At 64.2% G+C, this 13,859-nt stretch carries 10 protein-coding genes; 1 reads left to right on the top strand and 9 read right to left on the bottom strand.

The window, feature by feature from the left end:
• Window positions 1-51 precede the first annotated feature (51 nt).
• Complete coding sequence (locus QUH67_RS00275; protein WP_300944669.1) at window positions 52-987, bottom strand: LysR substrate-binding domain-containing protein; 936 nt, start codon at window positions 985-987, stop codon at window positions 52-54.
• Between the two features lie 102 nt (window positions 988-1,089).
• Here QUH67_RS00275 and katG point away from each other — a divergent pair, with 102 nt between their 5' ends.
• A complete protein-coding gene (katG, locus tag QUH67_RS00270; RefSeq protein ID WP_300944668.1) occupies window positions 1,090-3,240 on the top strand; it encodes a catalase/peroxidase HPI in 2,151 nt (716 codons plus the stop codon).
• 82 nt (window positions 3,241-3,322) lie between these two features.
• On the opposite strand, the gene QUH67_RS00265 is transcribed toward katG, so the two are convergent.
• The 8 genes from QUH67_RS00265 to nusA form a co-directional block, all read right to left on the bottom strand.
• The gene (locus tag QUH67_RS00265; RefSeq protein ID WP_300944667.1) at window positions 3,323-4,072 is read right to left on the bottom strand and encodes a superoxide dismutase; all 750 of its coding nucleotides are present in this window, start codon (window positions 4,070-4,072) and stop codon (window positions 3,323-3,325) included.
• 218 nt (window positions 4,073-4,290) lie between these two features.
• Window positions 4,291-6,444, bottom strand: a complete 2,154-nt coding sequence (gene pnp, locus QUH67_RS00260) for a polyribonucleotide nucleotidyltransferase (protein WP_300944666.1) — start codon at window positions 6,442-6,444, stop codon at window positions 4,291-4,293.
• Between the two features lie 316 nt (window positions 6,445-6,760).
• Window positions 6,761-7,030: a 30S ribosomal protein S15 gene (rpsO, locus tag QUH67_RS00255; protein WP_300944665.1), complete on the bottom strand. Its 270-nt coding sequence runs from the start codon at window positions 7,028-7,030 to the stop codon at window positions 6,761-6,763.
• Window positions 7,031-7,032: 2 nt separating this feature from the next.
• Entirely contained in the window at window positions 7,033-8,172 is a 1,140-nt protein-coding gene (gene truB, locus QUH67_RS00250; protein ID WP_300944664.1) for a tRNA pseudouridine(55) synthase TruB, read from the bottom strand.
• Window positions 8,172-8,585, bottom strand: coding sequence for a 30S ribosome-binding factor RbfA (gene rbfA, locus QUH67_RS00245; protein WP_300948290.1), 414 nt, complete (start codon window positions 8,583-8,585; stop codon window positions 8,172-8,174). The genes truB and rbfA overlap by 1 nt, the downstream gene beginning before the upstream one ends.
• Window positions 8,586-8,740: 155 nt before the next feature.
• Window positions 8,741-11,398: a translation initiation factor IF-2 gene (infB, locus tag QUH67_RS00240; protein WP_300944663.1), complete on the bottom strand. Its 2,658-nt coding sequence runs from the start codon at window positions 11,396-11,398 to the stop codon at window positions 8,741-8,743.
• A gap of 94 nt (window positions 11,399-11,492) precedes the next feature.
• Window positions 11,493-12,173 (bottom strand): RNA-binding protein, encoded by a 681-nt coding sequence (locus tag QUH67_RS00235; protein ID WP_300944662.1) that lies wholly within the window; start codon window positions 12,171-12,173, stop codon window positions 11,493-11,495.
• Window positions 12,174-12,248: 75 nt separating this feature from the next.
• Window positions 12,249-13,859, bottom strand: a complete 1,611-nt coding sequence (gene nusA, locus QUH67_RS00230; RefSeq protein WP_300944661.1) for a transcription termination factor NusA — start codon at window positions 13,857-13,859, stop codon at window positions 12,249-12,251.

Raw genomic sequence — 13,859 nt, 5'->3', positions numbered from 1 at the left:
TGTGCTCGCAAACTAGAGGATGCAGGCAGTCCCCGCAAGGCGCTCGCTCCGTTAGGTCCGCGATCGGCGTGTTGACGATCCCGCCTTGCGTTGTTCGCGCAACGCCTCCGCGGCGAGGCATACCACCTCGGATATCTGCTGCAACTGCCCGGCGAGCGGGCTGGTCTTGCGCCAGACCATGCCGATGGTGCGCGACGGCTGCGGATCCTTGAAGCGCGCGACGGAGACGGTGGCCGAGCGCGTTTCCACCCCGACCGCCATTTCCGGAATCAACGTGACGCCGATGCCCGCGCCGACCATTTGCACCAGCGTCGACAGCGAGCTTGCGTCCAGTACTTCCCGCGGCGGCGACTGCATGTTGCAGAACGACAGCGCCTGGTCGCGGAAACAATGTCCCTCTTCGAGCAGCAGCAGCCGCATCTCGCGCAGCGTCTCGTGGCTCGGCACCGGCGTCCCTTCGTCCTCTCCCGGCCGCACCAGCAGGAAGTTTTCCGAAAAACACACGACCTCGGTCAGCGAAGGTTCGGAAACCGGCAGCGCCACGATCGCGGTGTCGAGCCGCCCCTCTACGACTTCCTTGATCAGTTTTGGCGTCAGCGTCTCGCGGACGTGGATGTCGAGCTCGGGGTGCATGCGCGCGAGATTTTCGATCACCTTCGGCAACAGATAGGGCGCGATGGTCGGGATCATGCCGATGCGCAGGCGACCGGCGAGCCGGTCGCGCGAGGCGCGCGCGAAATCGCCGAGTTCGTCGACCGAGCGCAGGATCTCGCGGACGCGCTGCACGATCTCTTCGCCGAACTTCGTCAGCGAAACCTGCCGCGCGCTGCGTTCCAGCAGCACGCCGCCGAGCGCTTCCTCCATTTCCTTGATCTGCATCGACAGCGCCGGCTGCGAGATCGAGCACGACTCCGCGGCGCGCCCGAAATGGCCGTGACGCGCCAGCGCATCGAAGTAGCGGAGCTGTCTGAGCGTCATCTGGATCATCAGGTGATCTTATCGGTTCGATCAAGAAAATCAACTTTACCTGATCGAGCGGCGGTGCTTTAGATTGCGTCCAATTCCAATAGCGACCTGCAGGAGACGACCATGGATGACCAAGCAAAATGCCCGTTCACGGGCTCGCGCGGACGCGGCAATCGCGACTGGTGGCCGGACGCGCTGGATGTCTCGGTGCTCCACCGCAACTCGACCTTGTCCGATCCGATGGGCGGGGCGTTCGACTACGCCAAGGAATTCAAGACGCTCGATCTCAATGCCGTGATCAAGGACCTGACGGCGCTGATGACGGAATCGCAGGAATGGTGGCCGGCCGATTTCGGTCACTATGGCGGCCTGATGGTCCGCATGGCGTGGCACAGCGCGGGCACGTACCGCATCACCGACGGCCGCGGCGGTGCCGGGGCGGGCCAGCAGCGCTTTGCGCCGCTGAACAGCTGGCCAGACAACGCCAACCTCGACAAGGCGCGCCGGCTGCTGTGGCCGATCAAGCAGAAATATGGCCGCAAGATCTCGTGGGCCGACCTGATGATTCTCGCCGGCAACGTCGCGCTGGAATCGATGGACTTCAAGACGTTTGGCTTCGCCGGCGGGCGCGTCGACGTCTGGGAGCCGGAAGAGCTGTTCTGGGGCCCCGAAGGCACCTGGCTCGGCGACGAGCGCTACAGCGGCGAGCGCCAGCTGGCCGAGCCGCTCGGCGCGGTGCAGATGGGCCTGATCTATGTCAACCCCGAAGGCCCGAACGGCAACCCGGACCCGCTCGCGGCGGCGAAAGACATCCGCGAGACCTTCCTCCGCATGGCGATGAACGACGAAGAGACCGTGGCCCTGATCGCCGGCGGCCACACCTTCGGCAAGACCCATGGCGCCGGCGATCCGTCGTTGGTCGGACCTGACCCGGAAAGCGGCGCGATCGAGGACCAGGGCCTCGGCTGGAAGAGCAAGCACGGCACCGGCATGGGCGCCCACGCCATCACGGGCGGTCCGGAGGTCACCTGGACCCAGACGCCGACGAAGTGGAGCAACTTCTTCTTCAAGAACCTGTTCGAGAACGAATGGGAGCTGACCAAGAGCCCGGCCGGCGCAAAGCAATGGCAGGCGAAGGGCGCGGAAGCCACCATCCCGGACGCGTTCGACACATCGAAGAAGCATGTGCCGACCATGCTGACCACCGACCTGTCGCTGCGCTTCGACCCCGCCTATGAAAAGATCTCGCGGCGCTTCTACGAAAATCCGGACCAGTTCGCCGACGCGTTCGCGCGGGCCTGGTTCAAGCTGACGCACCGCGACATGGGCCCGGTCGCACGCTATCTCGGCCCGCTGGTGCCGAAGGAAACGTTGATCTGGCAGGATCCGATCCCGGCAGTGGATCATGAGCTGATCGGCGAACAGGATATCGAAGCGCTGAAGGCGAAGATTCTCGCCTCAGGCCTGTCGGTGTCCCAGCTCGTCTCGGCGGCATGGGCGTCGGCGTCGACCTTCCGCGGCTCCGACAAGCGCGGCGGCGCAAATGGGGCGCGTATTCGCCTTAGCCCGCAAAAGGACTGGGAGGTCAACCAGCCCGCCGAGCTCAAGACGGTTCTGCAGAAGCTCGAAGCGATCCAGAAGGAGTCCGGCAAGAAGGTTTCGATGGCCGACCTGATCGTTCTTGGCGGCTGCGCGGCCGTCGAGAAAGCCGCCAAGGACGCCGGGCTTGACGTAAAGGTGCCCTTCACGCCGGGACGCGGCGACGCGTCGCAGGATCAGACCGATGTCGAATCGTTTGCCCCGCTCGAACCACGGGCCGACGGCTTCCGCAACTATATCAACAGCAAGAAGCACCAGTTCATGAAGCCTGAGGAGGCGTTGGTGGACCGGGCGCAATTGCTGCGGTTGACCGGGCCCGAGATGACGGTGCTGGTCGGCGGTCTGCGCGTTCTCGGCGCCAATGCCGGTAACTTCAAGCAGGGCGTATTGACGACGCGGCCCGAGACGCTGACGAACGACTTCTTCGTCAACCTGCTCGACATGAGCACGCAATGGCAACCCGCCGGATCCGACGGCACGTATGAGGGGCGCGACCGCAAGACGAATGCGGTCAAGTGGACCGCCACCCGCGTCGACCTGATCTTCGGCTCGCATTCGCAACTGCGTGCGTTTGCGGAAGTCTATGGCTGCGCGGACTCGAAGGAGAAGTTCGCCAGGGATTTCGTCGCGGCTTGGACCAAGGTGATGAACCTCGATCGCTTCGATATCGCTTGATCGCAGCAGGGGCGATCATCAATCGCGATGAAAGTAAAAAAGGGCGGCCTCACGGCCGCCCTTTCGTTTACGTGGGTCACATTCACACGCCGAGCGTGCCGGCCTTCGCCGCGGCATAGCGTTCGCCGACCTTGGCCCAGTTCACCGTGTTCCACCATGCCTTCAGGTAATCGGCGCGGCGGTTCTGGTAGTTCAGGTAATAGGCGTGCTCCCAGACGTCGTTGCCCATCAAGGCGCGCTTGCCGTCCATCATCGGGTTGTCCTGGTTCGGACGCGTCTCGATCGCGAGCTTGCCATCCTTGGCCACGGTGACGAACACCCAGCCCGAGCCGAACTGGCGGCCGCCGGCGGCGTTGAAGTCGGTCTGGAATTTTTCCATGCCGCCGAGATCCTTGTCGATCGCCGCGAGCAAGTCGCCTTCCGGCTTGCCGCCATTGGGGCCCATGATTTCCCAGAACATGGTGTGGTTGGCGTGGCCGCCGAGATTGTTGCGGACGGCGAATTTGATGCCGTCATCCAGCGCGTTCAGATTGCCGAGGACGTCCTCGATCTTCGCCGTGCCTAGCTGGGTGTTGGTCTTGGCAAGGTTGTTGAGGTTGGTGATGAACGCCTGATGGTGACGGTCGTGATGGATTTCCATCGTCTTGGCGTCGATATGGGGTTCGAGCGCATTGGTCGGGTAGGTGAGCGGCGGCAGCGTGAAGGGGCCGGTCGGAGCCGCCGCTGCGGGGGCAGGGGCCGCCGCCTGGGCGAAGACGGTGCGGGGCGCCGCTGCAATCGCGGCGATACCGGTTGCGGCAAGCATCAAGTGGCGCCTGGACATGGTGGACATCGGTTTCTCCTACCTGTGGGTGGTTCGTATCTGACGGGTCCCCGCGCAGTCGACGCGCTGTGCGCTGGTCGAATAGCTACGGACGAGGGCCAATCCGGGTTCATGGCGGGCTGTGGCGGAATTGCAGACGGCTCCGCCATTCCGGCATTCTATCGCCACAAACCAACAAAAAAAGGGCGGCATCGCTGCCGCCCTTTCGTTCACATTTTTGCGATGTCTTACTCGCCGGCGGCTTCGCGCTGCGGCGCTTCCGCCTTCTGCTTGGCCTCGAGGTCTTCGCCGGTCTCCTGATCGACCACTTTCATCGACAGCCGGGTCTTGCCGCGGTCATCGAAGCCGAGCAGCTTGACCTTGACCTTGTCGCCTTCCTTGACGACGTCGGAGGTCTTCTGCACGCGCGCCGACGCGAGCTGGCTGATGTGGACGAGACCATCCTTGGCGCCGAAGAAGTTCACGAAGGCGCCGAACTCCATCACCTTGACCACGGTGCCCTCGTAGATCTGGCCGATCTCCGGATCGGAGGCGATCGACTTGATCCACTTGATCGCGGCCTTCATGGCCTCGCCGTCGTTGGAGGCGACCTTCACGGTGCCGTCGTCCTCGATGTTGACCTTGGCGCCGGTCTTCTCGACGATCTCGCGGATCACCTTGCCGCCGGTGCCGATCACTTCACGGATCTTGTCGGTGGCGATCTTGAAGGTCTCGATGCGCGGCGCGTATTCGCCGAGCTCGGCGCGGGCATTGGTCAATGCCTTCGACATTTCGCCGAGGATGTGGATACGCCCGTCCTTGGCCTGGCCGAGGGCGACCTTCATGATCTCCTCGGTGATGCCCTCGATCTTGATGTCCATCTGCAGCGAGGTGATGCCGGCTTCGGTGCCCGCCACCTTGAAGTCCATGTCGCCGAGATGATCCTCGTCGCCGAGAATGTCGGACAGCACCGCAAAGCGCGAGCCTTCCAGGATCAGGCCCATCGCGATGCCCGCGGTCGGCCGCTTCAACGGAACGCCCGCATCCATCAGCGCCAGCGAGGCGCCGCACACCGACGCCATCGACGACGAGCCGTTGGATTCGGTGATCTCTGAGACGACGCGCACCGTGTAGGGGAATTCGTGGTGCGGCGGCAGGACCGGGTGGATCGCGCGCCAGGCCAGCTTGCCGTGGCCGATCTCGCGGCGCTTGGTGCCGCCGAGGCGTCCGGTTTCACCGACCGAGTAGGGAGGGAAGTTGTAGTGCAGCAGGAACGTCTCTTTGTACGTTCCCGACAGCGCGTCGATGTACTGCTCGTCCTCGCCGGTGCCGAGCGTGGTCACGACCATCGCCTGGGTCTCGCCGCGGGTGAACAGCGCCGAACCGTGCGCGCGCGGCAACACGCCGACTTCGGCGATGATGTTGCGCACCGTTTTGGCGTCGCGGCCGTCGATGCGCTTGCCGGTGTCGAGAATGTTCCAGCGAACGATCTTGGATTCGAGTTCCTTGAACACGGCGGCGACGCGCAGCTTGTCGTATTTCGGCTCCTGCCCTTCCGGGAAGTAGTGCGCCATCACTTTTTCCTTGGCCTTGCCGACCGCGGCGTAGCGATCCTGCTTGACCGGAATGGCGTAGGCGGCGCGCAGGTCCTGCTCGATCATGCCGAGCATTTCCTTTTCCAGCGCGCTTTCGTCGATGACCTTGACGTCGCGCGGCTCCTTGGCGGCCTTCTCGGCCAGTTCGATGATCGCCTTGATCACCGGCTGGAAGTGGCGATGGCCGAACATCACGGCGCCGAGCATGATGTCTTCGTTGAGTTCCTTGGCTTCCGATTCCACCATCAGGACGGCGTCGGCGGTGCCGGCGACGACCAGGTCGAGCTGGGTCTCGAGCATTTCGTCGAGCGTCGGATTGAGGATGTATTCGTCGTTGCTGAAGCCGACGCGGGCGGCGCCGATCGGGCCCTTGAAGGGGGCGCCTGATATCGTCAGCGCGGCGGAGGCGGCGACCAGCGCCACGATGTCGGGATCGTTCTCCATGTCATGCGACAGCACGGTGACGATGACCTGGGTTTCGTTGCGCCAGCCGTCCACGAACAGCGGGCGGATCGGACGGTCGATCAGGCGGGAGACCAGCGTCTCCTTTTCGGTCGGGCGACCTTCGCGCTTGAAATAGCCGCCGGGGATGCGGCCCGCAGCATAGGTCTTTTCCTGATAGTCGACGGTCAGCGGCAGGAAATCGACGCCTTCGCGCGGGGACTTGGCGGCGACGACGGTGGCGAGCACGATGGTCTCGCCATAGGTGGCGAGCACGGCGCCGTCGGCCTGACGGGCGATCTTGCCGGTTTCCAGCTTGAGGGGACGTCCACCCCAGTCGATCTCGACGGAATGCTTATTGAACATAGTGGTCTCTTTCATGGTTCACGAGAGAGCGGGGCCCCAAAACACAAAGACCATGCCAAGATTGCGGGACGCTGATCGCTTCTGCGAGATCAGCGTCCGGCGATCCTGCCATGGTCTTCATCTTTCGGATGGCGTCCATCCTCTCGGCAGTCACGGGCACCTTGCCCTGTCCAGCGGCCGGATTGCTGCTGGACGTTGTCGGGCACGATCCTTGTCGGACGATGCCCTTGCGCATGATCGTCTCCGAAAATCCGGAGTCCGCTTGTTCGGAAGATCATGCGAAAACGCGCGCAAACAGCGCGCGTACTCTCTCAAATCAACGACGAATGTTATGCTTTTCGAGCAACGCCTTGTACCGCGCCTCGTCCTTCCTCTTGATGTAGTCGAGGAGGGAGCGGCGGGTCTGCACGAGCTTCAGGAGGCCGCGGCGCGAATGATGGTCCTTCACGTGGGTCTTGAAGTGGCCCGTGAGATTGGTGATGCGTTCCGACAGGATTGCAACCTGAACCTCGGGCGAGCCGGTGTCGCCGGCCTTGTTGGCATTCGTCTTGATGACTTCCGCTTTGCGTTCGGCGGTAATCGACATCGTCAAACTCTCTCATCATTGTTGCGACCGGAGCTGGCAGTCAGCCCGGTCAGGTTGAAAACGCGCTTGGGGATGAGTTCGCCATTGCCAATTTCGGCGAGGGCCAGAAGCCGGCCTGCCACCGTGACATAGACTGTGCCGCTACTATTGGGCGCATCCCGTCCGCGCAACAAAACGGCCTGACCCCGATGGAGCCTTGCCGCATCAGCCCGTGTGACGGCCAGTGCCGGGATGTCGTCCAGCGCGGTCTCAACGGGCAAAAGCGCGTCGGCGAGGCTTCCCTCGCCCGACGCGGCTCTATTGCATAAAGCCTCCAACTGTTCCAGCGGAATCATGTCCGCCTCGCGGAACGGGCCGACCAAGGTCCGCCGCAGCGCGCAGATATGGCCGAAACAGCCCAGAATCCGGCCGATATCGCGGGCCAAGGCCCGGACATAGGTCCCCTTGCCACACTCGGCCTCGAATACGGACTGACCGTTATCGCCATGTTCCACCAGGGTTAATTCGTGGATCTCGACCGGGCGGGGCTTCAATTCGACGGTTTCGCCGTCCCGCGCCAGATCATAGGCGCGCTCGCCCTGGACCTTGATCGCGGAATATTGCGGCGGGATCTGCTCGATCACGCCGGTGAAGCGCGGCAGCAGCGCCCGGACTGCGTCGGCCGTGGGTCTGAGCTCGCTCGTTTGGGTTACCCGGCCCTCGGTATCGTCGGTGTCGCGCTCTTCGCCCCAGGCGACCGTGAAGCGGTAGCGCTTGCGGCCGTCCATCACGAAGGGGACGGTCTTGGTGGCCTCGCCGAGCGCGATCGGCAGGCCGCCGGACGCCAGCGGATCGAGCGTGCCGGCATGGCCGGCGCGCTTGGCCTGGAACAGGCGCTTGAGCACGGCCACTGCATGCGTCGAGGTCATGCCGATTGGTTTGTCGAGGACGACCCAGCCGTGGACGTCGCGCTTGTCGCGCCGTGGCTGGTTGTTCTGGCGCGGCTGCTTGGTGTGGCGTGGATCGTTGTTGCCGCGGCGACTGCTGTCGTCCGCGCGGCGTTGATCCTCGTTACGCGATTCACCTGAAAAAATATTTTTTTCGGCGTCGTGCGAATCGGCCGCTTGCGGCGCAATTCCGCTGTTGGCGGTGGGCGTGATCATCACTTGTCGTCCGAATCGGGTGCGAGGTCTTTTTGCACCGCAGGTGTTCTCAGTAATTTCTCGATCCGTTCCGCCTCATCGAATCGTTCGTCGATGCGAAAGCGAAGGTCAGGAGCAAATTTCAGGTTAACGCGGTGAGCGATCTCGCCGCGCAGAAATTTCTTGTTGCGCGCGAGCGCCGCGAGCACGACATCGGTATCGCGGCCGCCGAGCGGCATCACGTAAATCGTCGCAAGCTTCAGGTCAGGCGACATCCTCACCTCGGGAACGGTGATGATGTGGCCCTCGAGGTCGGGGTCGTGCACGTTACCCTGCGACAGAATATCGGCGACGGCATGGCGCACGGTCTCGCCGACGCGCAATTGCCGTTGCGATCCGCCGGGGGCGGAACCCTTGGTATGATGGCGAGGCATTGTGGTCCTTCGGAAATAAGCCGTGATGGCCGGCTTCATGCCGGCCATCAACGCCCTACTTGCTGCTGAATTCTCAAGACGCGGATGCCCGGCTAACTCCGAGCATGACGTCGAACTGCTTCAATATCCTCCTGACGAAGCCGTAAGGTTCCGACTTACAGGCTGCGCTGGATGGTCTCCACGCGATAACACTCGATGACGTCGCCGGGGCGCATGTCGCCGTAGTTCTCGAACGCCATGCCGCATTCCTGGCCGGACTGCACTTCCTTCACTTCGTCCTTGAAGCGCTTCAGCGTTGAGAGCTTGCCTTCGTGCACCACGACGTTGTCGCGGATCAGGCGCACATTGGCGCCGCGTTCGACGGTGCCGTCCGTGACGCGGCAGCCGGCGACCTTGCCGACCTTGGAGATGTTGAACACTTCCAGGATCTGCGCATTGCCCAGCATGGTTTCGCGCAGCGTCGGCGCGAGCAGGCCGGACATCGCCTTTTTGATGTCGTCGACGAGATCGTAGATGATGTTGTAGTAGCGGATCTCGATGCCGTTGCGCTTGGCGGCGGCGGCGGCTTCCTTGTTGGCGCGCACCGAGAAGCCGATGATTGCCGCATTGAAGCCTTCCGCCAGCGTCACGTCGGATTCCGAGATGCCACCGACACCCGCATGCAGGATGCGGGCTGCGACTTCGTCGGTGCCGAGCTTCTCCAGCGATCCCAGAATCGCTTCGAGCGAGCCCTGCACGTCGGCCTTCACGATCAGCGGGAATTCCTTGCGGCCCGCGGTCTTGAGTTGCGACATCATCTGCTCGAGCGAGCCGCGCATGCCGGAGATCGAGGCGGCGGCGTTCTCGCGCTTCTGGTGGGCGCGGTAGCTCGTGACCTGGCGGGCGCGGGCTTCGTTCTCGACCACGGCAAGGCGATCGCCGGCTTCCGGCGGGCCGTTGAAGCCGAGCACTTCGACCGGCACCGAGGGACCGGCCTCGTCGAGGTTCTCGCCCTGGTCCGAAATCAGCGCGCGGACGCGGCCCATTTCGGCGCCGGCCACGATGATGTCGCCGACCTTGAGCGTGCCCCGCTGCACCAGCACGGTGGCGACCGGACCGCGGCCGCGATCGAGCTTGGCTTCGATCACGGTGCCTTCTGCCGGGCGTTCCGAATTGGTCTTGAGGTCGAGCAGTTCGGCCTGCAGCGCGATCATCTCCAAGAGCTTGTCGAGATTGGTCTTGTTCTTGGCGGAGACCTCGACGTCGACGACTTCGCCGCCGAACGATTCGACCTGGACCTCGTGCTGCAGCAGCTCGGTGCGCACGCGCTCCGGCTTGGCGTCGGGCTTGTCGATCTTGTTGATCGCCACGATCATCGGCACCTTCGCCGCCTTGGCGTGGTTGATCGCCTCGATCGTCTGCGGCATGACGCCGTCATCGGCCGCCACCACCAGGATCACGATATCGGTGACCTTGGCGCCGCGGGCGCGCATCGCGGTGAACGCGGCGTGGCCGGGCGTATCGATGAAGGTGATCTTCTTGCCGCTTTCGGGCGAGGTTACCTGATAGGCGCCGATATGCTGGGTGATGCCGCCGGCTTCGCCGGACACCACGTTGGCGTGGCGAAGCGCGTCGAGCAGCGAGGTCTTGCCGTGGTCGACGTGACCCATCACGGTCACCACGGGCGAACGCGGCTCGGTATCGCTGGAATCGTCGACGACGTCGAACAGGCCTTCTTCGACGTCGGACGCGGCGACGCGCTTGACGGAGTGGCCCAACTCTTCGGCGATCAGCTGCGCGGTGTCGGCGTCGATCACGTCGGTGATCTTGTGCATCGCGCCCTGCTTCATCAGCATGCGGATGACATCGACCGCGCGTTCCGACATGCGGTTGGCGAGTTCCTGGATCGTGATCGCTTCCGGGATCGTCACCTCGCGGATCAGCTTCTCCTTCGGCTCGTTCGCGGCGTGGCCCTTCAGGCGCTGGGTGCGGCGGCGGAACGAGGCGATCGAACGCTCGCGCACGTCGTCGGCATTGAGCGCGGTGACCAGCGTCAGGCGGCCGCGTTCCTTCGCCGGAGCCGGCTTGTGCGTGGTCTTGGGGGGCGTGACGGGGCGCATGGCGCCGCCGGGGCCGCGGCGAATCTGGCGCGGACCTTCGTCCTCATCGGAAGCGTCGGCGGCAACGCCGGGGGCGCGCGCAGGCGGAACGACGGCGGTACGGGCTCCGGTCGCCGGGCGGGCCGCTGCGGGCCGCGTCGCAGCGGGCGTCGCCGTTGCCGTCGTCGCGGCGGGTTTGGCCTCCGTCTCGCCAAACCGCTTCTTGGCCTCGACCTCGGCCTTGCGCTTGGCTTCCTCTTCGACCCGGTGCCGTTCTTCCTCGGCCTTGCGGCGGGCTTCGGCGGCCTCGCGTTCGGCCTGTTCGATGCCTTCGCGGCTGGCGCGGCGCTTGGCTTCTTCCTCGGCCAGCCGCCGTTCCTCGACTTCACGCACCTTGGCGTCGGCCAGCGCGCTGGCGCGCGCGGAGCGCTCGTCTTCCGTCAGCGTGCGCAACACCACGCCCGAGCCGCCGCGTGACGCGGCCGGCGATGCCGGGCGAGAGAGGGGAGCCTTTGCGACCGGCGCCGGCTTGGCGGCGACCGGCTCGGGCGCTTGCGTTTCGCCGGGCGCGTCGCCGCCGACGCGGCGCTTGCCGCGTTTCTCGACCACGACCTGCTTGGTCCGGCCGTGGCTGAAGCTCTGGCGCACGGTGCCCGTCTCGACCCGCGGCTTCAGCGTCAAGGTCTTGGTCGGAACACTCAGAGTCTTGTCGCCAGGCGATTTGGTATCAACCATTCAGCAGTCCTAATCTCGTTACATCGTGCGCGTTCGCACATTCATTGAAGCAGTTCTTGCACTGAAGCAAAGCTTCGGAACCAATCGTCGTCCGTCAGAATTTCTGGCCGCCATCCCCGGTCTTGTCGTCGTCGTCCATCCGGTATCGAACCAGGATATGGCAGCGCGACAGGAACGTTTTGCTCGCCGGGCCCGCAAGCAGGGCAGCATGTATCACATTTGACCGGCCCAGTGCCAAATCCAATTGTGCCGAGGTTAAAGCCGTGACAATCGGCAAACCGCGCGATTCACCGACATTTCCGGTCCTTTGCCCGGCGATAGCGTCCAATTTGCGGATTCCGTCGGCCGCGCCGTCGGAAGCGTGAATCAGAGCTCCGGCCCTGCCCTGGTCGAGCAGGCCCTCGACCTTGGCAAAGCCTGAAACGACCTGGCCGGCCTTGGCCGCCATGGCCAATGCCTCGGTGCAGCTTCGTTCCAGCAAGGCCTCGGTGTCGGCGGGGAGGGTCGCAGCGGCGCGGACGTTGCGCTTGAACCCCCTGCTAAATTGGTTACGGCGCACCGCTTCTGCAACGGTCCGGCGCGAAGCCTCGACCCACAGGCCGCGGCCGGGCAGTTTGCGCTTCAAATCGGGGATGACGTCGCCCGACGGGGCGACCACGAACCGGATCAGTTCGTCGATCGGGCGCACCTCGCGGCTGACCGCGCACATCCGCATGGTCGCGGACCTGTCGGTCCGCGGCCCATGGTCAAGATCGGGGTCAGCCAAAGCGAGCATGCCTGTTGTGTAGCTCCGTTCATCTGCGCACGGTCTGCGCGCAGAAAGGCTTTTCGGTACTGCGGAACACCCGCACTACGCCGTCTGGTCTTCGGCGGCTTCGGCCGCCGCCGTCTGCTTGGCGAGGTCTTCCTCGGTGATCCAGCCGGCAATGACGCGGGCCTGCATGATCATGCGTTCCGCATCGTCGCGCGAGATCTCGTTGGCATCGAGGATGCCAGGAAATTTGGTCGGCTCGCCGCCTTCCTTGCGCTCGGTCCAGCCGACCAGATCGTCGGTCGCACAGCCCGCCAGGTCCTCGACGGACTTGATGTCGTTCTCGCCGAACTTGACCAGCATCTTCGAGGTCACGCCCGGCACCGTCTTCAAAGCATCATCCACACCGAGTTCCTTGCGCTTGTTTTCCAGCTCGGTCTCGAGCTGTTCCAGATATTCTTTCGCCCGGCTCTGCAGCTCGTTGGCGGTCTCCTCGTCAAACCCCTCGATCCCGGCCAGTTCCTTGGCGTCGACCAGTGCCAGCTCCTCGACCGAGGTAAAGCCTTCCGAGGCCAGCAACTGCCCGACGACTTCGTCGACGTTCAGCGCTTCCATGAAGACGCGGGTCGAGTTCTCGAAATCGGCTTGGCGGCGCTCGGATTCTTCCTGTTCGGTCAGGATGTCGATGTCCCAGCCGGTCAGCTGCGAGGCGAGGCGGACGTTCTGGCCGCGGCGGCCGATCGCCAGCGAGAGCTGGTTGTTGGTGTCGGGCACCACGACCTCGATGCGCTCGCGGTCCTCGTCGATCACGACCTTGGCGACTTCGGCCGGCGCCAGCGCGTTGACCACGAAGGTCGCGATATCGGGCGACCACGGAATGATGTCGATCTTCTCGCCCTGCAGTTCGTTCACCACGGCCTGCACGCGCGAGCCGCGCATGCCGACGCAGGCGCCGACCGGATCGACCGAGGAATCCCGCGAAATCACGCCGATTTTCGCGCGCGAGCCGGGATCGCGGGCCACCGCCTTGATTTCGACGATTCCGTCATAGATTTCAGGTACTTCCTGCGCGAACAGTTTTGCCATGAATTGCGGATGGGTGCGGGACAGGAAGATCTGCGGGCCGCGGGTTTCGCGGCGGACGTCGAAGATGTAGGCGCGGACGCGGTCGCCGTTGCGGAACACCTCGCGCGGCAGCATTTCGTCGCGGCGGATGATGGCCTCACCGCGGCCGAGATCGACGATCACGCTGCCATATTCGACGCGCTTGACGACGCCGTTGACGATATCGCCGATGCGGTCCTTGAATTCCTGGTACTGCCGGTCGCGCTCGGCCTCGCGCACCTTCTGCACGATCACCTGCTTGGCGGATTGGGCGGCGATGCGGCCATATTCCAGCGGCGGCAGGGTATCGGCGATGGTGTCGCCGACCTGGGCGCCCGGGTTGGCGCGCTGCGCGTCGGCCAGCGAAATCTGGTTCGAAGAGTTTTCCACCTGCTCGACCACCAGCATGTGGCGCGACAGCCGCAGCTCGCCCTTCTTGGCGTCGATCTCGGCGTGAACGTCGGTCTCGCTGCCGTAACGGGCGCGGGCCGCTTTCGCGATGGCGTCTTCCATCGCGGCGATCACGATGCCGCGGTCGATCGACTTTTCGCGGGCAACCGCGTCTGCGATCTGCAGCAGTTCGAGTTTGTTGGCGCTGACGGCCAT

Source organism: Bradyrhizobium roseum, assembly GCF_030413175.1.
GTDB lineage: Bacteria > Pseudomonadota > Alphaproteobacteria > Rhizobiales > Xanthobacteraceae > Bradyrhizobium > Bradyrhizobium roseum.
This window is presented reverse-complemented; position numbering and strand designations above follow the sequence as displayed.